We start from the raw sequence: 20,582 nt of genomic DNA on the forward strand, positions 1-20,582 counted from the left end.
TATTTTATAAATAAGGAGCTGTCAACATGCAATCAGCGTATACGGAAAACAAGGAACACAATAAAACAATCCTAAAGGAATATGTAGAAATCAATGGTGCAAAGCAAGGGATCATTGTAGAATCTTTAAATCAAAATAAACCATTACTTTTATTCTTGCACGGCGGGCCCGGGTTTCCAGCTTATCCCCGGCGCAAATACGTCCGGATCTTTTCTATGCGTATATTGGAGTGGGGCAGATAGGTTCTCAACTGGAATCAGAAAAAGAAGCCTATCAATATATTTTAAAAACAGCAAGGGACAGGAAGGATAAACGTGCTGTCAAGCAAATTGAAAATGTGGCTTTTGATGAAAATTTTGATGAAAATCGAGCTTATGGCGCCATCAGGACTAAATTTACCGAGAAGTATGGCGGGGGTTTTAAAAGAGAGGGTTACTCCAATCTGGAAAGGTTGAAGCACGTTTTTTCGTGTGCGAATTATACATTTAATGAACGAATCAATAGTTTTAAAGGGGCTGTTTTAGGCTGGCAGTCACTGGGGCATGTAATGGCCGCCGCAGATTTAGCAGAGCTTGTTCCCAAGCTTCCGTTGCCTGTCTTTATACTTCAAGGTCAGCATGATTATCAAACAACCTACACGCAAGCGAAACATTTCTATGATTCCATCGAAGCTCCGTTCAAGAAAATGTATACCTTTGAAAATTCCGCACACACGCCTTTTATTGAAGAACAAGCGCTATTTTGCCAGTGGTTGAGGAAGAGATCTATTCTATTTAAATCGTGTATTCAAATAAAAATATTAAAAAGCAGGTGGCAGTATGAAATTTAATAATTTTTCAGCAGTGCAAGTAAGGATAGCCAGACCGACAGATAAATTTGATGAAATAATCAGCTTTTACGAAACGGGTGTAGGTTTAACAAAAATAGAAGTATTTGAAGGAGACAGAGGGATTAAGGGAGTTATCTTTGGATTGCCTCATACAGACTATCATTTAGAATTTACATCTCATCAAGACGGAAGCCCATGCCCTGCACCTACGAAAGATAATCTGCTGGTTTTTTATATAGAAAATAAGGATGAAATCATGCATGTCGTAAATCGGTTGGCCCAAATGGGGTATAACGAAGTAGAACCAGAGAATCTCTATTGGAAAGACAAAGGAGTTACCATCGAAGATCCAGATGGCTGGAGAGTCGTTTTTATGAACCGCGCCTATGATTAAAATGATATGTGTTATTTTTTAGAAAATTAGTAAGCTATCCTTCTATTCTTCATGCTGACGTTAAAATGTAGTAAAAGAGGAGGTGATTATCATGACAAAAAAGAACGGGAAGGAAATTCTTTTAGTAAAGAGCGAACAGAATTTTAAAGCGTTATTTGAAATCATTGAATCTATACCGCATAGAAAAAGAAGTATGACAATAGAGACAGAAGAAAGAGATAAAAATTTTCGGGATGTATTGATGCATTTATATGAATGGCATGCCATGCTTGAAAGATGGTACAGAGAAGGAATGGATGGAGATACTCCGTTTATACCGGCACCAGGTTATATGTGGAGAACAATCAAGCCGCTTAATATGCAAATTCGGGAAAACTATCAGGATGTAACGATGAATCAAGCTATAAAAAAATTGAAGTTAAGTCATCATCGGGTAATGAAGTTGATTCAATCCCATACTAATGAAGAAATTATGACGAAGAAATATTATAAATGGACAAAGACCAGTAATTTATATGGATATTTTGCTGCGAATACTTTTAAACATTACATATGGGCAATCCCCAAATGTGTGGCTATTGCGAAGTCGATTAAAGAAAATGAAGTAAAATGACTGTTTCGTATATCTAAGAATAAATCATAGATCATTTAAAACCATTCATGTATCTTATCAATAGATTATGCAATGGTTTTTTTATGAAATTAAAAAGTGTAAACTATCATCAGCTTATCCATATTAACCAAATCAAAATCCTTTGATGTAAAGAGGGCTTAATTGAATAAAACTGTTAAAAAATAAGCGGAATGATTTATTGTTCTCTTTCAAATATGATATTGTGTTCTATTGTTGATTAAAAAGTAAATATTTTGTAAGGAAGTTGGTATAAAATGGAAAGCGAAAATACATTTGAAATTAAAAAATATATTCCGCTTTTCGCGGTATTATTACCCGGTGCTTTTGTCACCATATTGAACCAGACGCTGCTAGGGACTGCACTTCCACCTATTATGAAAGATTTGAATTTGAGTGAGAGTACAGCGCAATGGCTGCAGTCGGTTTTTATGCTCGTAAATGGGATAATGATTCCAGTTACGGCTTTTTTAATTGATAAATTCACAACGCGTAAGCTATTTATGACTGCGATGGGATTATTCACCATCGGTACGTTTATTGCAGCAATTTCACCAAACTTTTCATTGTTATTGGTTGGGCGGATTTTACAGGCTTCAGGGGCCGGCATTATGATGCCGCTGATGCAGACGATATTATTCCTTACCTTCCCTGTTCATAGAAGAGGTACAGCAATGGGACTGTTTGGACTAGTTATCGCATTCGCGCCGGCGATTGGACCGAGTCTCTCAGGCTGGCTCGTGGATCAGTTCCCATGGCGCAGTGTATTCTATGTTGTACTGCCGATTGCTATTTTAGATATGATAGCGGCTTATTTCTTATTGAAAAACGTAACAGAGCTGAAGAAACCGAAATTGGATATTTTATCGGTCATCCTTTCTACAGTTGGCTTCGGTGCAATTCTATACGGTTTCAGTGTCGCCGGTGACGCTGGGGGGCTCAGTCTTCAGGTCATTCTAACGATTGTTGTTGGTAGTATTTCTCTCTATTGGTTTATTACCAGACAGTTGAAATTGAAAGAACCGCTTCTTGAATTCCGGGTATTCAAACACAGCACATTCACGTTAGCAACAGCGCTTGGAATGCTGGTCTTCGCTGCGATGATTGGGACAAATGTGATTTTGCCGTTATACATGCAGAATATGGTTGGCTTCTCGGCGCTTGAATCTGGGCTTGTCTTGTTGCCCGGTACAATTATAATGGGATTCTCCAACCCGATTACCGGTTATCTTTTTGATAGATTCGGAGGAAAGTGGCTTGCTCGGGGCGGTTTGTTACTGCTATCCTTGACTACTTTTGCATTCACGAATTTATCTGCGGATACAAGCTTCAACTATCTGGCAACCATGAATGCCATTCGCATGATTTCGATTGCCATGGTAATGATGCCTATGACAACGATGGCACTGAACCAGCTGCCTAACGAATTGATTCCGCACGGGACAGCAATGAATAATACATTCCGCCAAGTAGCTGGATCAGTCGGTACAGCAGTGCTTGTAACAATCATGTCGACTGCAGCTATACCGGGTGAGGATATTAGCGGTATTATTCATGGTGTGAATGTATCCTTTATCGTAGCAGCAATTATTGCTATCGTTGGATTTATTCTTTCTTTTAAATTAAAAGAAGAAATAAAACCGGGAGATCGTGTCAGCTAAGATTTAAATAGGAAGGTAAATAAAGTACCAGCCATCGAAGCAATTTATCATTGTTAGATGTCTGGTACTTTTTTGATGTAGAACGGGGGAACGAAATTGTGTATTTCATCCCTTAAAGAAGTCTTAGTAAAAGATATGTGTAAATATAGTGGTAAAATAAAGATATATATTAAAAAACTTCAAAGAATGATAACAATGAAATTATCATATAGCAATATAAGACAGTTATTAAGATTTATAAGTGCTTTTTGAAAGTTAATACGATTTGGCGTTAAAAACGTGTTATAGCATATGGAGGGCTCTAACCATTGTGAATAAGAAACAAATAGATTGCGACCTTTATTGCCAATCTGCTTATTGCTGGTCTGCTAATAGCTAGTATTACGGCTATTGTCGTCAATCCAATGTTGATAACACATGGATTATCTAATATTTTAGCAGGCTGGAAACTTATCGAAATACAATTTTTTGATACTGTTTTTATGAATTTTCTTTACTTCGGCGGGTTTCTGTTTCTGTCTTATGTGTTGGGGATGCTGTTTGATTTGTTATACATGTTAATCCTTGAAGCAGCGAAAATAAAGCAGACAAAGGAAGTAATGCTTATGAGTTATGTGGCTCAATGGTTCCTTAGTGTTTGTTTTTATAAATTTTTTATTGAGTCCTTATTTACGAGGAATAGTGTATCGTGGGAAGGAGCAGCTATTTTATTTTTCTGCTTGTATTTGGCTGCTTTTGTGATTAGTGAAGATTATAAAATTTTTTCCGATAAAAAAAGTTAACGTAATCTTGATTTAAAATCAATTGCAGCAAGGTTCCTATATTTTGGGATTCTCCTTGACGAATTCATTGCTTCCATGTAAAGTAAACTGTAATTATTCGTATAATTCCATATATTCTTATCGAGAAAGGTGGAGGGACTGGCCCGCTGAAGCCTTAGCAGCAGACGTTGATTTGTACTGTGCTAATTCCAGAAGCATTTTTGCTTGAAGATAAGAAGAGATTTTATCATATCGAACCTCTTATATTTTCGGAAGGGGTTTTTTTAATGGAATATAGAATGAATATAGCAGATAAAGAGGAAGGGGTATTCGATGGCAATATCAGCAGAGACAAAAAATACACGGGCTCCATTCAGAGCAGATCATGTAGGGAGTTTTCTTCGTCCTCAGCGTTTAAAAGAGGCGCGTGCACAAAAGGCAAAAGGGGAAATCAGCTCAGAACAATTGCGTCAAATGGAAGATGAGGAAATTATCAAACTGGTAGAACAGCAGAAAGAAGCAGGACTTCAATCCGTGACGGATGGGGAGTTTCGCCGTGCCTGGTGGCATTTTGATTTTCTGGAAGGCTTAGATGGCGTGGAAGGCTATAGCGCGGAACAAGGCTTGCAATTCACTGGTGTGGAAACGAAAAAAAGAGGTATTAAGGTAACCGGTAAAATTGGTTTTAGTAATCATTATATGATTGAGCATTATAAATTCCTGCATGGTATTGCTGGAGATGCGGTTGCAAAATTTGCGATTCCGAGCCCGAACATGCTCTTTTTCCGGGCGGAGTTTGAAGAAGGAATTTATGAAAATGATGAAGCCATTATTGATGACCTGGTTGCTGCTTATCAAGGGGTGATTCAGGCATTATACGATGAAGGCTGCCGCTACTTACAGCTGGATGATACGTCCTGGGCAACCTTTTTCTCAGAGAAGGGCAGAAATTCGTTGATTGAAAAAGGAAGAAATCCAGAGAAAACAGCTGAATTATGTGCGAGAGCAATCAATGAATCGATTGCGAACAGACCAGATGATATGCTGGTAACAATGCATATTTGCCGGGGAAATTTCCAATCTACCTATATGTCAAGCGGCGGTTACGAGGCGGTGTCAGAAACGATTTTTGGCGGCCTACAGGTGGATGGTCTTTTCCTGGAGTTTGATGATGACCGCTCGGGAGGATTTGAACCCTTGCGTCATGTGAACCGTGATGATTTATTTATTGTGCTGGGTCTTATCACGTCTAAGTTCAGCGAGCTGGAAGATCCGGAAGCTGTTAAAGCAAGAATTACAGAAGCGGCGGGCTATGTACCGTTGAATCAGCTTTGCCTGAGTCCTCAATGCGGGTTTGCTTCTACAGAGGAAGGAAATTTATTGAGTGAGGAACAGCAATGGGAAAAAATCCGGCATGTTGTGCGAATTGCTGAAGATGTGTGGAAATAAGGGATATGAGAAAAAGGAGATTTGGAGAGGTGGGCTTTCCAAATCTCCTTTTTGCCGAACTTTTTGAATACGTACTATGAGTCATTTAGAGAAGATTGTTTTGAATGAAAATACTTTTGAGTTAATAAACCAGTATTGAAAACGGAAGCTAAGGTGATGAACAAAAATAAATTTGCCATTATGTCCTCTCTTTGTCAGCCTAATTTAAATTAAGGTTAACATGCGGGCGCGAAAAATTAAATATAAATTCTAAAAAAATTCAAACAAAGAAAGAAATCATTATAATTTTTTGATATATTAGTAATAACAATAAGGATATTCAGCTGTTTGATCATGGGAAATAAAAGAATTTATACGAATGATAGTACATCGTTTCAAATAAAAGGGAGAATGTAGAATGGAAATTCGCAGTTTGCAAAGTTCGGATTATGATGTCCTGATTCCGCAGATAAACGACTGGTGGGGCGGGCGTGATATGGCAGGGATGCTGCCTAAATTATTTTTTCAACATTTTAAGAATACCAGTTTTATCGCAGAAGAAGATGACGAGATGGTAGGTTTTTTAATTGGATTTTTATCACAGGATCAGTCAGATGAAGCATATATCCATTTTGTAGGTGTACACCCGGATTACAGAAAGAAAGATATTGGAAAAACACTTTATGAGAAATTTTTCGCCAAAGTTAAAATGGCTGATCGGAAAATCATCCGCTCTATCACTTCCCCCGTAAATAAAACATCGATTGCGTTTCATCAAAAAATGGGCTTTGTGATCGAGCGAGGAGACAAAACAGTAGATGGTGCAGCAGTAAAAGCAAATTATGATGGGTTTGGCAATGATCGCGTTCTGTTTAAGAAAGAGCTGACATAAAAAGGGAGGAAATAAGATGAAAGCGGTTATAATGAATGAATTTGGCGGATCAGATGTGCTGCAATTCAAAGAAATACCAAAGTCGGAACCTCAAACCGATGAAATTTTAATTAAAGTGATTTATACCAGCGTGAATTATGCTGATATTAAGAATAGAACCGGCAACAAAGCGAAGGCAAATTTCCCGATGATTTTAGGATTAGATGCCGCTGGAGTAGTCGAGAAGGTTGGAGCATCTGTAGAAAGCGTCAAGCCTGGTGACCGGGTTATATGCTTTCCAAAAGGGGGCGCCTATGCGGAATATGTCCTGGCCTCGGAGTTACTTACTTTTAAAATTCCAGATGAATTAGATTTTAAAATGGCTGCAGCATGCCCGACTGTCGGCTTTTTATCTTATAAATTAACATATGATTTAGCACAAATAACTCCAGATGATACGGTTTTAGTCCATTCGTCGGCCGGTGGAGTCGGTTCAACGATTATTCAGATGGCCAAATTGCTCGGAGCCAAACGAATTATTGGTACGGTCAGCAGCCTTGAAAAAAGCAGCGTGCCGTTTGAATTAGGAGCGGATGATGTTTATACATATACAGATTTTGATGAAAAAATAAAAGAAACAACAGATCGTAAAGGTGTAGACGTTATTTTTGATTCGCAGGCTGGAGAGATAACCGAAAGAAGTATGAAGGTTTTATCGCATTTTGGCAAGCTGGTTCATTTTGGGAATTCATCAGGCAGTATTGGAAATTTTAATACAAAGGAAGTGCACGCGAGCTGCCGGTCTGTACTGGGGTTCAGCTTAGGTACGACAAGAAAAGAAAGGCCGGAGACATTGGAAGCCGTATCTCAAAATGTCCTTGAATTAATAGTGAACGGAAAATTAGAAATAAAAGTCGGTACAGTGTTTCCTCTTGAAAAAATAGCGGAAGCACATGATTTTATCAGCAGCAGGAAGAGTACTGGGAAGATATTGATTCATGTTTCTGATTGATGGGAATGCGATGAGGAGTAAGAGAAGAAATAATGTCTTAACTGGAAGAATGTAAGATTTTAATCATGTAGAAGCTACTATTGACGTCTATTGGAGGAAGCAGGATGATACGAAAGCTGACAAAAGAGGATCATGCAAAAGTAATGGAGTTAGTTGAGCCTAAGGCTGCAGAAAATTTGTTTATTATTGGAGATATTGAAGCGTTTGGCTATGATTCGGATATTCAAGAAGTCTGGGGAGAATGGAAACAGGAAGATTTAATCGCTGTTCTCCTGCGCTATAGTGAGAATTTCATTATTTACAGTGAAGGGGAATATGATGTAAAAGGGTTTACAGAGATAATTAACGACTATAAACAGCGGTGCAATGTGAGTGGTCTTCAACATCTGATTAAACCATTACAGACTTATATTGATAAATATGTGCGTATACATAAAGAAACATACTATGCAGCTTGCGAAAAATTAAGTTATCCAGTGAATTTAGAAGAAGTAGAGCAGGTAGAATATTTGCAGCCTGTTGATTATGAAGAGAATGTAAAGATGCTGGACTCCATTCCTGAATTTGCAGCAAGTAATGTAACTGTTGAATCCAGGGAGCATGCAGAGAAAAATAAGACAGGACGCACCTATTTTATTCGTGATGAGAAAGGGACGATGGTTGCATCTGCATCGACAACCGCTGAAAATTCCCATTCTGCCATGATAGTTGGTGTTTGTACGCGCCCAGGGTATGAGCGTCAAGGCTATGCAACGAAATGTATGGAGAAATTATGCACTGCATTATTAGCAGAGGGAAAGTCACTTTGTCTTTTTTATGATAACCCAGCGGCTGGAAATATTTATAAACGATTAGGCTTTAAGGATATCGGGATGTGGACGATGATTCGTTATGAAGCGGAATAGGCTTTGGGTTTAATCAGAATAGGGGGCGGTTCATTTGAAAATTATTTCGTTTGAGCAAGAATCCGGCGTATCGATGGATACAGAGACAACGAAATTTATTGCGCATCGTCTTTTATTTGATACCGATGATATAAGAATGAGTTATATGTATTTGGGAATGGAGGATAATATTCCTTTTCACGAAGCGCAGACGGATCAGCTTTTCATGATTGTATCTGGAGAAGGCTGGGTCTGCGGCGAGGAGGAGAACAAAATCCCTCTGACTGCCGGTAAAGCAGCATTTTGGGAAAAAGGAGCGCTTCATGCTACAGGAACAGATTCTCAGATGATTGTTTTATGTGTGGAGGGGAAGCATTTAAACACAGAAAACATGCCTATATTAAAGAATGTTGTAACAGGCTATTATTGATTATTCTTTGTAAATAAAGGAGTATGCATCTTAGATTTCCTGCGCACTCCTTTATTTGTTTTGGTGAAGATATAGACAGGCACACTTTTCAAACGATGAAAGAGTGATTATTATTATAAAGTAATAGCTATTATACAAAAGTGAGTGGTAAACGTGAATGAAGAGAAACGAATTTTAATTATTGAGGATGATCAGGAAATCAGCAAACTGCTGCATGTAATTTTAACAAAAATGGGGATGACGCCAGTCTCTGCTTATTCGGGGACAGAAGGTCTGCTGCAGCTGAAAAGCAATCCATTCGATTTGATTTTATTAGATTTGATGCTGCCGGGGATTAGCGGCGAAGAATTTATTACGCAGGTCAGGGAAGAGAGCGCAATCCCAATTATTGTGATTTCCGCAAAGGTTGGAGTAGAGGATAAAGTTCAAGTCTTGAAAATGGGAGCAGATGATTATATAACCAAGCCATTTCACCAGAAAGAAGTAGAAGCCCGCGTGGAAGTACAGCTGCGAAAATCAACTGCTCCATCCTCACAAGAAGGCAAAAAAGTATGGCGGGGTTTGACTATTTTTCCAGAAAAGCTGTCTGTTACACTAGAGAACAAAACATTGCAGGTAACCAATGCGGAATTTGATATTTTATTCTTATTTATGAGTCATCCGGAGCATGCTTTTTCTAAAAGAGAGATTTACGAAAAAATTTGGAAAGGCACGTATGTCGGGGATGATAATACCATTAGTGTCCATATCTCCAATCTGCGCAGAAAAATGGCTGAAGTTACTCCAGAAGAGTATATCAGAACCATTTGGGGTGTCGGGTTCATGCTGGTTTGATTCTTTCTTTATGAATTCTTTATGATTTGCTTAAAGGATTTTAATGGCTCTTGCGCTAAAATAAATAGCAAGAACATTTAGTGAAGGAGCCGAGAAAATGAGTGCTGTTATTCAGACGTATACATTAACTAAGAAATTTAAGCAGGAAGAAGTCATTAAACCGCTTGATTTTTCTGTAGGAAAAGGAGAGATTTGTGCCTTAATTGGTAAAAATGGTGCTGGTAAATCGACTATTTTTAAAATGCTTGCAGGGCAGTTAACGCCGACAACGGGAGAAATTTACTTGTTTGGTAAGTCAGGCAAAGAAATGATGCAGGCGAAAAAAAGAATGGGATTTATGATAGAGACGCCGGTCTTTTTCCCGGATTTTACAGCAATTCAAAACCTGGAGTATTTTCGGATTCAAAGGGGAGTTGCGGAAAAGAAGCGGATATATGACGTATTAGAAATTGTCGGGCTGGCTAATCAAAAGAAGAAAAAATTTAGAGAATATTCTATGGGGATGAAGCAGCGGCTGGGAATCGCGCTTTCTCTTTTAAGCAGCCCGGATTGTTTAGTGCTTGATGAACCAATTAATGGTTTAGATGCGGAAGGTATTACGGAAATTCGCAGGTTATTGATTCGGTTAAATCAAGAAAAGCAAATAACCATCTTGATTTCCAGCCATATTTTAACGGAATTGCAGCTGTTGGCAACGCGGTTTGTATTTATCAAAAACGGGGTGATTGTCGAGGATGTAAGCAAGCAGCTTCTGGATGAAAAAAGCAGGAAACAAATCCATTTAAAGGTGGATGATACAGCCAAGACAGCACAGCTATTAGAACGCACTTATGAGGATATCCAATATAAATCCCTTCCTGACCAGGTTATCACGATACAAAACCACATTGAGAAGGCTGGAGAAATAAACCGCCTTTTAATCAAAAATGATGTATTGGTGATGGAATTCCGGCTAGAAGCACTGAATTTAGAGGAATATTTCTTAGGTTTAGTGGAGGGGGGCGAAAAATGATTAACTATTTGAAAAGTGAAAACTACCGTATATTGCATAGGAAAAGCTTATATCTCACTACTGCTATCTTTTTTCTCCTAATTACAGGTGCTGCATTTTGTTTATATTTTTTTAGCAGTGTAGATGCAGATTTCCGTTACGGCACAAGCAGCTTTTTCTATTCGAATGTCATTGGTATGGGGACACAAATAATTATTATCTCTTATTTGTATAATAGCATATTGACTGGTAAGGATATTATGCTGACAAAACAGGCAATTTCTTTCGGTATCTCTCGAAGCGTCATCTTCTGGTCAAAATTGCTTGTGACGCTAGGTTATTTTTTGTTGGTTTGTGCAGTAGGTTTACTTCTGATGATAGGATTAGGGCAGAGCCTTTTTGCGGAGGACCAAGGAGTAGTCAGCAATTTCTTCATTGCAAGCTTTAATATGCTGCCGATTGTGCTCAGCGGTTTTATTTTGATACATGCATTAAAAATGCTGAAAATCGCTGATATATATAATATCATTATTGTCGCAGTTATCTATATTTTTTTCGATGATGTGTTGCGCCTTATTTTCCGTCAGGTGAATGGATTAAATGAGTTATATACATTTGCTCCAGGTGCGTTATTGACGGATAATTTAATGCACTTTATGAATCAATCTGTACAATTGGATTATCGTTATTGGGTGACCGGTGCTGTCATTAGCATCATTGCTTTGTGGATAGGAGCGGGCAGATTTACGAAACAGGATATGGATTAAGGAGGAGGGGTGACAGTGAGCAGCTGGTTGATTATTGTTATATTGAGTATATTATTAGTCGTTTGTATCAGCATGCTGCTGTTACTTTATTGGGATATCAGAAGGATAACCAGTCAGCTCAAAGGCATTAATGAGAACTTTGGCACAAACGAACTAATCCGTACAAATACACACAGCAGAGGTTTGCTCCGGTTTATTGAAAATATCAATCAGTTAATTCATCTATTTAAGCAGGATCAACAGCGTAAGCAAAGGAGAGAAGAAGCATTAAAGCAGGAAATCACCAATCTCTCACATGATTTAAGAACGCCGTTAACATCAATAAAAGGATTTTCTGAATTGATGGCAGATCCCTCTTTGTCGGATGCAGAAAAAAAAGATTTTTTGGCTATTATTCAAAAGAAAATTGATCATTTAACGATGATGGTGGATCAGTTTTATGAGCTTTCCCAAATAGAATCTTCGGACCAGAAATTCAGTATCCAGCAGGTATCTTTGAATCAGCTGGTAGTGGATACGATGCTGCTGTTTTACCATGATTTTGAGAAAAATAAGCTGCAGATAGAAATAGACGAGACGGCTGTACCCCCCATTTTAGCAAATGAAAAAGCAGTCCATCGGATTATCAGTAATATTGTTCAAAATGCGTTACGATATGCGGAAAGTTATTTTACCATCAGGCTGGCAGAAGAAGAGGAATGTGTCAAGCTGGAAGCAGAAAATGATATCACCGTATTGGATGACAAAACGGAACTCCATCGGATTTTTGACCGGTCGTATCGGATGGACAGCAGCAGAGCTGGCGGACAGCTAGGATTAGGCTTGCATATTGTCAGGCAATTGGTTATGAAATTAGGTGGTCAGATAGACGCTAAGCTGGAGGATAATAAATTTCAGCTTGTTGTATTATTCAAGAAGTGGTCATAAATCGCATGGAATAAATAATCGCAGGGCGACTAGGGGCAATTCACAGATTTTCATAGAATGATTTCCCGGGTTTTCTTTAAAAAAGTATATAACATGGGTGCTGCCACAGTATTTTGTACTGTGGCATGTTAAATGGGCATTTATACCTTTTTTCTCTTTCTCTCTAGTCAACCAGTTGTTCTCTCCGTATAATATATGTATAACGTTTACATTAAAAAAGAAGGGAGAGGGAGCTTTATTTTGAAAAATTATATCTTTGGAGCTGGATTCATTATTATTTTATTTTTAACCGGGTGCTCCGAGCCTGAGGCTGCAGAGGTTTTGGAGGAAATGGAGCAGTTGGAGCAGGATATGACCTCGTTAGACGTGAAGTTTGAAGAAAATATCGAAGGCGAAACGTTATCGGGGAATGGCGTGTTTGACTTTGAAAAGGATATCGATTATTACAACCTGGGGAACTTTGCTCTGTATAGAGACAATAGTGACTTTTTGATGGAAACTGCTGAAGGGGAGGTCATGGAGAGCTTTGCAACAACAACCGCTGATCAGGAGGAACTCGAACATATCTTTAATAATCAATTAGGCAGGATGAAAATGCCATTTGCCTTTTTCGTATCCATAGACCCGGATATTCATAACAAATTTGATATGGAAGCAAGAGATGAAGATTATGTCCTTACATACAATGGGGATGAAACAGATATCGAAGAGTTAGGCAGAGGAATCGCGGAACAAACACTCCGAATTACCGAGGGCTCGGAAAGAGTGGATTTTGACCCCGCCGATTTTGACATTGATAAATTCACACTTGAAATGGTTATTGAAAAAGAGACCCATCATCTGCAGGAAATGGAACAGGAATTTACGTATACGTTTCATGATTTGACGAATGATCAGAATTATTTGTATACATACTCTAATCATAATGATGCTGAACCAATTGAAATTCCGGCAGTCACTGTGACAGCAGAGGATACAGAGCCCGCAGATGCGGAAACAACAGATATAAGCGAGGAAGAAAGGGAAACACTGGAAACAGGAGCATCAGATTATTTGGATGCACTTATTCAGGCGACGGTCTTCCAGGATGCGGAAGCCTCTATCGAGCGTTTGCCAGACACTTATTCGGAAGAAGAGAAAACAACAGAAGCTGAGACACAGCGGGATATGTTCAAGGATATATATATCCAAAACACGGAACGAAATATGCAAGGGACCAATGTGACAGAACAAGAAATTATCGAATTAGCGGATGCTGTGATGTATGCATTGTCTACTGCGGATTATGAGATTGTTGAAGCACAGGCGGAATCGGCAGATAGTATTATGGTTACGGTTTCCATAGAAGGAATCAGTGATACGTCCATTTATCAGGAAGTAGACCAGGAATTGCTTGAGCTTATTGAAAATGGTGACATTACACGTGAAGAAGTTGATTCGAAAACCATCGAGCTGTTGATTGAAAAATATAATGCCATCGATACGCTCCTGCCTCCTGTAGAGCTTACTGTTCATGTGATGCAAAATCCTGATGGCAGCTATGTCGTTATCGCGCAGGATCAATATTTAGCAGGATTTTTTCAATAAAGGATAACGAATGCCTTAGTTGGGGCTGGGACTGCGATTACTCGCCCCATCAAAACCGACTTGGTACCTAAAAGTTTTTACTACATTGAAATTCTTCTTCGTTAAAATTTTATGCTTTCCTAACGTGTAAATAAAAGATAAGGCGGCTGGAATAGATACTTTCCAGCCGCCTTATCTTTAATCGATATTATATTCAATCAGGCTTTCTGCAAGAATCCCCAATCGTCTTAATCAATAATATACATTTTTTCAATAATAGCTATAACATCTTCCTCCTCACCAGGCTCAATGGTGACCGTCTCGGTATTTTCAATTATCTCTCGCATATCTTCCTTTACCTCTTCTAAATCAACATCATCCGGACGAGGCATTCCTCCGTACCAGCGATTTCCATATGGAATGTCATATACATTAATGGTACCGTCTCCATTTCCGCTATACGTAATCATGCCATCTGCGATACGGGAACCGGAGACCTGAATCACATCTTCCGGGTAGCTGATATCATTTTCTTCATCGTTGGGATCAAGCGGGGTGCCGGCTGGAATATGTTCGACGTATAGTTCATCGATATCTTGATTTGGCCCAAGCTGCAGCCAGACGCGGGCATACTCAATTTCTTCGGAAGAATAGTCCGATAATGCCTGATCGTTCCCCGCTTCTTCGTCTTCCGAAGAACTGTCGTTACTTTCTTCCTCTTCAACAGAGCTATCTTCCGAAGCATCTGTTTCTGCTTCATCACTTGACTGATCATTAGAGTCATTTTCGGAGGAATCTTCCGATGAGTTATCTGATTCTGAAGGGTCTTCTGATTCCTCTCCATCCGGTAAGTCTTCATCGTCTGCTGTACCCGGTTCTTCAGTAGTTTTATCTGTGGCAGAACCAGAGTTATCTTCATTATTTGTATTGTCTGAACAGGCAATAAGCAAAAAAATGAGAGGCAGCAGAAGACTGTAGCAGGAGAATTTTATATGTTTTTTCATTTTTAGACTTTCCTTCCTTTTGTGTAATTTCAATTCAATAAATAGGTAAGTATGTTAAATTAATCATAAAGTATTCTAGCCGGGTTGTAAAACTTCGATAGTCAAAGTAAATGGACATATAGAATTGTAAAAACTATTGGGAACGGGTTTGGCGACAGGAGCATAAAAAGAAATATTTGCACTAGAAAGAAATACGCAGGATTTTAACCAGGTACGGGCTTTGTTTTGAAGAAAAATACAGTGGCAGCAGAAGCGATAAAAAATGGAATCAGGCTGTGAAGGAATTTTTAAAGAAGATGTTTTCAGGCAGGGAAATGATGAAGATATAAAGCGGACAGGGCTTCTTTGACCCTCGTCTGTTTTTAGTATAATGGATAGCAACAAACATTTCCATATAAATATGAAAAAATGGAAGCGGTTTTACAACTAGGCAACAAAAAAGCTGAGTCAACTGGTCACTCAGCCCTTTCGTAAAGATGCTACCTTTTTCGTTTGTTTTTCTTATTGTCTAAGTTCAGAAATTCACTATTTTCACTCGCAAACTCTGTATCATTGCCTGTCTTATTGTGTTTATTGCGATTATTTTGCTTTCCTTTATCCTTGTTGCGATTTTTATTTTGCTCAGACATGGGCCACCTCCTGTAAGTAAATATGGTGATTACAATCACTAATGAAGCTAGTTTAACCATATAACGATAAATTATAAGCGAGCACGAATGATAAACTGCGGTTTTAGGTATCTATTAGAAAAAAAGTGAAATCTATGGCATAATAAGATATCGAACGAATGTTTCTAATATAAAAAATGATAGCGAAAAACCAGCTGATATGGCTTTTAAGGAAAGGCGATGAATTCGAAATGGGAGTCCGATTAATCTTAGCAGAGAAACCATCTGTCGCAAAAAATATTGCAGATGCATTAAATATAAAATCGAAGAAAGACGGCTATTTTGAAGGGGAGCGCTATGTGATTACCTGGGCATTTGGCCATCTTGTCGAGCTGTATGATGCAAAGGACTATGATGGGAAAATGCGAAGTTGGAAAATGGATAATTTTCCTTTTATCCCTTCTGAATTTAAATATAAAGTGAAAAGCAATCCAAGAAATCGGGCGCAGACAGATGGCGGAGCTGCAAAACAGTTAAAAACGATTCACGCTTTAATGAAGAGGAATGATGTGGACGAAATTATTTCAGCGTGTGATTACGACCGGGAAGGACAGCTGATTGCAGACAGTATCATCTATCGGGGCGGGGTGAAGCCAAAGGCAGCTGTGTATCGCCTGCTTTTAAACGAATGGACGCAAAATGAAGTACTGCAGGGCCTGGAAAACCTCCAATCAAACGATAGGATGAAGCCGTTGCGCGATGCGGGAATCAGCAGGCAATGGGCCGATTGGGTTATCGGTATTAACTTGACATCCGTAGCAACGTTAAAATATCAGCAGGGTAAAAGCAAAGCGTTAAATATAGGCCGGGTGCTGCTTCCAACTCTAAAAATAATCTATGACCGCGATCAAGAGATTGAAAATTTTAAGCCAGAGGATTATTTTAAACTGACTGCAACCTTTCAAACGGCGGCTAACCACGAATACGAAGGGACTTATGTCGAAAACAAAGAGGATAAATTTAAGAAAAAAGAGTTATTGGAGCCAATTAACGAAGCGATTCAGAACAAACAAGCCATAATTACCGATAAGCAGGTGGAAAAGAAAAAGGAATTTCCGCCGTTTCTATTCAATTTATCCAATTTGCAGGGGTTTATAACGAATAAGTTCAAGGGATGGACATCTGATAAGGTGCTAAAGGTGGCTCAGTCACTTTATGAGAAAAAACTGATTACCTATCCGCGAACTGCGAGTACCGCCTTAGAAGAGAGCCTGGTTGGAAAAACAGCCCATGTCTTAAAAGTGCATTCCGAAGAGCTTCCTTATAAGGATGAAATGAAGTTTATGAAAACAAAGCGTGTCTTTAATAACGCCAAAGTGGAAAGTCACAGCGCGATCATTCCCACTTATATGAAGCCTAAACGGCTCTCGGCAGATGAAGGAATTGTCTACACAGCCATCAAAAACCGCTTTATTATGCAATTTATGCCGATAGCAGAATATGAAGAGACAAAGCTGACTACCAAAATTCTGGATGTGGATTTATCTGGTGTTTTTCATTCAAAAGGGAAGGTACAGCTGGTGGAAGGGTGGAAAAAAGTAGAGAACATCCAATCTAAGGATACCCTGCTGCCATCGGTGGAGAAGCAGGAGCGTGTCCAGGTGAGCAATTCTGAAGTCACTTCCCATGTTACCAAGCCGCCGAAGCATCATACTGAAAGAACCTTGCTGCGTGTCATGGAAACATGCGGGAAAAGCTACCAGGAGGATGAAAGCGAGGAGCTGATGGGCAGTATTTTGACCGGTTTTAGTATTGGCACTGCTGCAACAAGAGCCGAAACCATTAAAAAGTTGAAGGATATAGGCTATATTACAACGGAAAGCAAGCATTTGCTTTGTACAGAGCTTGGTAAACGGCTGGTTACTACTTTTCCTGTAAAAGATTTATTTGATTTAGAGTTCACCGGACGTCTTGAAAAAGCCTTATCGGATATTCAAAAAGGAAAAGCGGACAAGCAGGAATTTCTCCGGCTCGTTTTTCATTTTACATCAGAATCCGTTGAAACAATCAAGCATGGAGAGGACGTTATTATCAATAAGGTAACGCAGACACGGGCAACCAATGAAGTAGTGGGAACCTGTCCGCAGTGCGGCGGCAAAGTAATAGATGGCTATAAAGCCTTTAGCTGCAGCAACCGAAAGCAGGGCTGTACATTTGCCATTTGGAAAAATGATAAATATTTAGCTTCGATGCGGAAGAAGCCGACGAAAACCATGGTGAAAAAACTGTTGAAGGATAAGAAAGTCTTTGTGAAAGGTCTGACAAGTAAAAAAGGAAAGAAATTCAATGCTTATTTAAGCTATGAAAAGAATAAAGAAAACGACTACTACAGCTGGAAAATGGAGTTTTCAAAGTAGGTTCTTCGAAGTTTTCAAGCTTTTAAAGTGAAAGTAGTGTATACTAAAGAGTAGAGGTAGCATTATTTAATAAACGGAGATTTTAAGAATAATATTTACCATGCTAAATTTTCCTCTAGACAGGATGACAAACATGAAAAAAGTTATCGTAAGTACAAAGGAAAATCTGGATTATGGTACTTTAATATGGATTTACGCAAACAACCGTAAAGTTTATCGCAGCAGTAAAAGCATTGATTCCGAAATGCCGTTCCATCATTACGATTCGCATTATATGGGAATGATGGAAGAACTGTACAGAGATCAGGAAAAACATCCCCTTTTATTTAAACAAATGATTGAGGAATCGAACCGGATTTTTGGTGTTTGCCTGAATAAACGCCGTAATGAGGATGGCTCCAGAGATATGAAGGTTCTTTTCTTTTCAGATTGGGACAGCGTCCAGGACTTTGCTGAAGATACTTATCCAAAGCTTGTAAAAGCAGAAGTAAAGCGAAGGAAAGAAGCCAAACAAAAATGGCTGGAAAGAGGGAAGCTCTTCTCCGAAAAGAAAAAAATGTCACAATAGATGTTACTGCAATGCAGTCTGGCTGCTCCATGAGGTATTTTACTTTATGGGGCAGCTTTTTTATGTGGAGATAGTTGTTAAGAAAGCATAGCACGTTTCATTTTTTTATAATAAAGAAGATTAATAGCGCGATATATAATTAAACAGTATACTGAAAAGTAGAAGTATTATTTAAATTCACTTGATCTTAATGGTTCATTGGATTGCTTAAACAAATAAGAGCAGGGGGGATTTATTTGGAAAGGAAATACAATGATTTAATTGGAGATATGATTAAAGAGAACGATTATAGCTATGAAAAGAATTTGCCGGGAAAGGGAAAACCGCTAACGAAGGATTATATGGAAAAGGATACGTTCCAGCATTTTCAAAAAATAGCGAAGGATGCAGGCTATTTACCGCCATGGTTGAAGCTGCAAAAGGAAATCAGTGTATTTGTGCAGGAAGCTCAAACTGAAAAGGATATTAAGAAAATAAATAAACAAATAAAAATGCATAATCGCATTTGTCCGCCTCCAATGCAAAAGAGCTTTATCAGTTTAACTGATTTGGAAAACGCAAAAAAAGTGTGGTGAATATAAACAACTGGACTTGCAAGATATATCTTACCTTTGCAAGTCCAGTTGTTTTCTGTAGAGTTATTCTACTTTCTTCCCTTTTTTATAAACAATTTTATCCGCTTGGACAGCTTTGATATCCTCCAATGGATTTTCTTCAATAATAATAAAATCAGCAAGCTTGCCTGTCTCAATAGAGCCTGCATAATCATTTATTTTCAACAGTTCTGCTGCATTGATAGAAGCTGATTGTAATGCCTGCAATGGTGTTAAACCAGCATCGACCATCTGTTCAAGCTCTTGAGAGGGCCCTTTCTCAAAGTCATTATAAGCAGTTCCGGAGTCTGTCCCCATTGCGATTTTAATTCCAGCCTTCGCTGCTTTGCCAATACTTTCAATATGTGCTTCTTGAACAGCAAGTGATTTTTTTACCATAAAATCAGGCAGTTTTTCCGGATGTTGATTGATTGCCCAAGGTGCCATTAAGGTTGGAACAAGATAAGTATCATTATCCAGCATCATCTGGATGGCTTCATCATCTAAATAAATCCCATGTTCAATCGAATCTACTCCAGCACGGATGGCGTTTTTGATTCCTTCTGTTCCTTGAGCATGTGCACAGGCAGTATAGCCTTTATGATGTGCCTCGTCCACCGCAGCACGCATTTCCTCGACGCTAAGCTGAACATCATTAGGTGTTTCCCCATCCATACTGACGCCGCCGGTTGCCATGACTTTAATATTTCGTGCTCCATTTTTAATATTGGTGCGGGCATGTTTACGAATCTCATCTACGCCGTCCGACTCCCATCCGAGTTCTACGCCATGCCCGCCTGTCATTACGATGGCAGGACCGGATCCGATAATTCCAGGGGCTGTTATTTTATTTTCTTTTTCTAATTTAGATAACTGTAAATCAATGTTGTCAGAAGAACCAACATCACGTATATACGTAACGCCGTGTTTTAAAAGTTTATTCAGGTTATCAATTGCAATATACGTGTTTACGACGGCTCCGGTCTGAGATGCATTGACCGAAGAAAGGCCGCCGATTTTGAAGAAAGGATCTAAGATAATATGCGTGTGGGCGTTGATTAAGCCGGGCATGACATATTTCCCTTTTAAGTCGATCGTTTCATCTGCGTTTGCTGTTTCTTTGTTGATAAATTGGCCTGCTTCTGTATCTACAGCAAAGTCAATCCCTTCAAAATCCGTATTTTTGCCGGTAAACACCTTGGCATTTTTAAATAAGATGGTTGTCATTCTTGTCTCTCCTCGTGATAGGTTTTTCTAAGGGTGTGTGAAATATTTTAGAATAAAGAACAATATATCATAAAAAGAGAAGAAATTGTGAGAAAAAGTTCTAGTTAAATTGAGGAGATGTTATAAACCTACTATGTGTATTTTGTTTGTAAGGGTTTTCTTTCATGTGACAAGAACAA

At 38.8% G+C, this 20,582-nt stretch carries 21 protein-coding genes and 1 riboswitch; of the genes, 18 read left to right on the plus strand and 3 right to left on the minus strand.

Going from position 1 to position 20,582, the window contains the following annotated elements; translation table 11 throughout:
• The first annotated feature begins 26 nt into the window (after window positions 1–26).
• The 15 genes from MKY45_RS09805 (at window position 27) to MKY45_RS09875 (ending at window position 14,007) form a co-directional block, all read left to right on the plus strand.
• The gene (locus MKY45_RS09805) at window positions 27–242 is read left to right on the plus strand and encodes a hypothetical protein (RefSeq protein WP_341172871.1); all 216 of its coding nucleotides are present in this window, start codon (window positions 27–29) and stop codon (window positions 240–242) included.
• Window positions 230–829 (plus strand): hypothetical protein, encoded by a 600-nt coding sequence (locus MKY45_RS09810; RefSeq protein ID WP_193064571.1) that lies wholly within the window; start codon window positions 230–232, stop codon window positions 827–829. The genes MKY45_RS09805 and MKY45_RS09810 overlap by 13 nt, the downstream gene beginning before the upstream one ends.
• Entirely contained in the window at window positions 819–1,223 is a 405-nt protein-coding gene (locus MKY45_RS09815) for a VOC family protein (RefSeq protein WP_193064572.1), read from the plus strand. The genes MKY45_RS09810 and MKY45_RS09815 overlap by 11 nt, the downstream gene beginning before the upstream one ends.
• A gap of 91 nt (window positions 1,224–1,314) precedes the next feature.
• Entirely contained in the window at window positions 1,315–1,836 is a 522-nt protein-coding gene (locus MKY45_RS09820; RefSeq protein WP_193064573.1) for a ClbS/DfsB family four-helix bundle protein, read from the plus strand.
• A 275-nt stretch (window positions 1,837–2,111) separates the two neighbouring features.
• Window positions 2,112–3,515, plus strand: a complete 1,404-nt coding sequence (locus MKY45_RS09825) for an MDR family MFS transporter (protein WP_193064574.1) — start codon at window positions 2,112–2,114, stop codon at window positions 3,513–3,515.
• A gap of 896 nt (window positions 3,516–4,411) precedes the next feature.
• Window positions 4,412–4,514, plus strand: a riboswitch (SAM riboswitch).
• A gap of 95 nt (window positions 4,515–4,609) precedes the next feature.
• Complete coding sequence (locus MKY45_RS09830; RefSeq protein ID WP_341172872.1) at window positions 4,610–5,725, plus strand: 5-methyltetrahydropteroyltriglutamate--homocysteine S-methyltransferase; 1,116 nt, start codon at window positions 4,610–4,612, stop codon at window positions 5,723–5,725.
• A 397-nt stretch (window positions 5,726–6,122) separates the two neighbouring features.
• The gene (locus MKY45_RS09835; protein ID WP_193064576.1) at window positions 6,123–6,596 is read left to right on the plus strand and encodes a GNAT family N-acetyltransferase; all 474 of its coding nucleotides are present in this window, start codon (window positions 6,123–6,125) and stop codon (window positions 6,594–6,596) included.
• A 16-nt stretch (window positions 6,597–6,612) separates the two neighbouring features.
• On the plus strand, window positions 6,613–7,587 hold the full coding sequence (locus tag MKY45_RS09840) for a quinone oxidoreductase family protein (protein ID WP_193064577.1): 975 nt from the start codon (window positions 6,613–6,615) through the stop codon (window positions 7,585–7,587).
• A 104-nt stretch (window positions 7,588–7,691) separates the two neighbouring features.
• Entirely contained in the window at window positions 7,692–8,492 is an 801-nt protein-coding gene (locus MKY45_RS09845; protein WP_341172873.1) for a GNAT family N-acetyltransferase, read from the plus strand.
• A 34-nt stretch (window positions 8,493–8,526) separates the two neighbouring features.
• Window positions 8,527–8,901, plus strand: a complete 375-nt coding sequence (locus MKY45_RS09850) for a cupin domain-containing protein (RefSeq protein ID WP_193064579.1) — start codon at window positions 8,527–8,529, stop codon at window positions 8,899–8,901.
• Between the two features lie 153 nt (window positions 8,902–9,054).
• Window positions 9,055–9,735 carry a response regulator transcription factor gene (locus MKY45_RS09855; RefSeq protein WP_193064580.1) on the plus strand — a complete coding sequence of 227 codons (681 nt, stop codon included), beginning with the start codon at window positions 9,055–9,057 and terminating at the stop codon, window positions 9,733–9,735.
• Between the two features lie 97 nt (window positions 9,736–9,832).
• Complete coding sequence (locus MKY45_RS09860) at window positions 9,833–10,747, plus strand: ATP-binding cassette domain-containing protein (RefSeq protein ID WP_193064581.1); 915 nt, start codon at window positions 9,833–9,835, stop codon at window positions 10,745–10,747.
• The gene (locus MKY45_RS09865; RefSeq protein WP_193064582.1) at window positions 10,744–11,493 is read left to right on the plus strand and encodes an ABC transporter permease; all 750 of its coding nucleotides are present in this window, start codon (window positions 10,744–10,746) and stop codon (window positions 11,491–11,493) included. Before MKY45_RS09860 ends, MKY45_RS09865 begins: the two co-directional genes overlap by 4 nt.
• A gap of 15 nt (window positions 11,494–11,508) precedes the next feature.
• Complete coding sequence (locus MKY45_RS09870) at window positions 11,509–12,420, plus strand: sensor histidine kinase (RefSeq protein WP_341172874.1); 912 nt, start codon at window positions 11,509–11,511, stop codon at window positions 12,418–12,420.
• Between the two features lie 240 nt (window positions 12,421–12,660).
• The gene (locus tag MKY45_RS09875; RefSeq protein ID WP_193064584.1) at window positions 12,661–14,007 is read left to right on the plus strand and encodes a DUF6612 family protein; all 1,347 of its coding nucleotides are present in this window, start codon (window positions 12,661–12,663) and stop codon (window positions 14,005–14,007) included.
• A gap of 227 nt (window positions 14,008–14,234) precedes the next feature.
• Here the strand turns inward: MKY45_RS09875 and MKY45_RS09880 are convergent, their stop codons facing one another.
• Window positions 14,235–14,990, minus strand: coding sequence for a hypothetical protein (locus tag MKY45_RS09880; protein ID WP_193064585.1), 756 nt, complete (start codon window positions 14,988–14,990; stop codon window positions 14,235–14,237).
• Between the two features lie 479 nt (window positions 14,991–15,469).
• Complete coding sequence (locus MKY45_RS09885; protein ID WP_175297047.1) at window positions 15,470–15,619, minus strand: hypothetical protein; 150 nt, start codon at window positions 15,617–15,619, stop codon at window positions 15,470–15,472.
• Window positions 15,620–15,849: 230 nt separating this feature from the next.
• Here MKY45_RS09885 and MKY45_RS09890 point away from each other — a divergent pair, with 230 nt between their 5' ends.
• From MKY45_RS09890 to MKY45_RS09900, 3 genes are all read left to right on the plus strand, one after another.
• Entirely contained in the window at window positions 15,850–18,015 is a 2,166-nt protein-coding gene (locus tag MKY45_RS09890; RefSeq protein WP_193064586.1) for a DNA topoisomerase, read from the plus strand.
• Between the two features lie 133 nt (window positions 18,016–18,148).
• Window positions 18,149–18,583: a hypothetical protein gene (locus MKY45_RS09895; RefSeq protein WP_042533545.1), complete on the plus strand. Its 435-nt coding sequence runs from the start codon at window positions 18,149–18,151 to the stop codon at window positions 18,581–18,583.
• A gap of 236 nt (window positions 18,584–18,819) precedes the next feature.
• Window positions 18,820–19,158: a DnaJ family domain-containing protein gene (locus MKY45_RS09900; RefSeq protein ID WP_052485037.1), complete on the plus strand. Its 339-nt coding sequence runs from the start codon at window positions 18,820–18,822 to the stop codon at window positions 19,156–19,158.
• A gap of 63 nt (window positions 19,159–19,221) precedes the next feature.
• Here the strand turns inward: MKY45_RS09900 and MKY45_RS09905 are convergent, their stop codons facing one another.
• Window positions 19,222–20,403, minus strand: coding sequence for a metal-dependent hydrolase family protein (locus MKY45_RS09905; protein WP_042533546.1), 1,182 nt, complete (start codon window positions 20,401–20,403; stop codon window positions 19,222–19,224).
• Window positions 20,404–20,582 lie beyond the last annotated feature (179 nt).

The sequence above is a fragment of the Oceanobacillus sp. FSL K6-0251 genome (assembly GCF_038004725.1).
GTDB lineage: Bacteria > Bacillota > Bacilli > Bacillales > Amphibacillaceae > Oceanobacillus > Oceanobacillus oncorhynchi.

What these genes read in the sequence shown, in the direction of transcription:
- MKY45_RS09865 (WP_193064582.1), top strand. Translation starts at nt 10,744, where the DNA reads ATGATTAACTATTTGAAAAGTGAAAACTACCGTATATTGCATAGGAAA.
- MKY45_RS09890 (WP_193064586.1), top strand. Translation starts at nt 15,850, where the DNA reads ATGGGAGTCCGATTAATCTTAGCAGAGAAACCATCTGTCGCAAAAAAT.
- MKY45_RS09845 (WP_341172873.1), top strand. Translation starts at nt 7,692, where the DNA reads ATGATACGAAAGCTGACAAAAGAGGATCATGCAAAAGTAATGGAGTTA.
- MKY45_RS09880 (WP_193064585.1), bottom strand. Translation starts at nt 14,990, where the DNA reads ATGAAAAAACATATAAAATTCTCCTGCTACAGTCTTCTGCTGCCTCTC.
- MKY45_RS09895 (WP_042533545.1), top strand. Translation starts at nt 18,149, where the DNA reads ATGAAAAAAGTTATCGTAAGTACAAAGGAAAATCTGGATTATGGTACT.
- MKY45_RS09830 (WP_341172872.1), top strand. Translation starts at nt 4,610, where the DNA reads ATGGCAATATCAGCAGAGACAAAAAATACACGGGCTCCATTCAGAGCA.
- MKY45_RS09840 (WP_193064577.1), top strand. Translation starts at nt 6,613, where the DNA reads ATGAAAGCGGTTATAATGAATGAATTTGGCGGATCAGATGTGCTGCAA.
- MKY45_RS09905 (WP_042533546.1), bottom strand. Translation starts at nt 20,403, where the DNA reads ATGACAACCATCTTATTTAAAAATGCCAAGGTGTTTACCGGCAAAAAT.
- MKY45_RS09860 (WP_193064581.1), top strand. Translation starts at nt 9,833, where the DNA reads ATGAGTGCTGTTATTCAGACGTATACATTAACTAAGAAATTTAAGCAG.
- MKY45_RS09825 (WP_193064574.1), top strand. Translation starts at nt 2,112, where the DNA reads ATGGAAAGCGAAAATACATTTGAAATTAAAAAATATATTCCGCTTTTC.
- MKY45_RS09820 (WP_193064573.1), top strand. Translation starts at nt 1,315, where the DNA reads ATGACAAAAAAGAACGGGAAGGAAATTCTTTTAGTAAAGAGCGAACAG.
- MKY45_RS09835 (WP_193064576.1), top strand. Translation starts at nt 6,123, where the DNA reads ATGGAAATTCGCAGTTTGCAAAGTTCGGATTATGATGTCCTGATTCCG.
- MKY45_RS09805 (WP_341172871.1), top strand. Translation starts at nt 27, where the DNA reads ATGCAATCAGCGTATACGGAAAACAAGGAACACAATAAAACAATCCTA.
- MKY45_RS09885 (WP_175297047.1), bottom strand. Translation starts at nt 15,619, where the DNA reads ATGTCTGAGCAAAATAAAAATCGCAACAAGGATAAAGGAAAGCAAAAT.
- MKY45_RS09815 (WP_193064572.1), top strand. Translation starts at nt 819, where the DNA reads ATGAAATTTAATAATTTTTCAGCAGTGCAAGTAAGGATAGCCAGACCG.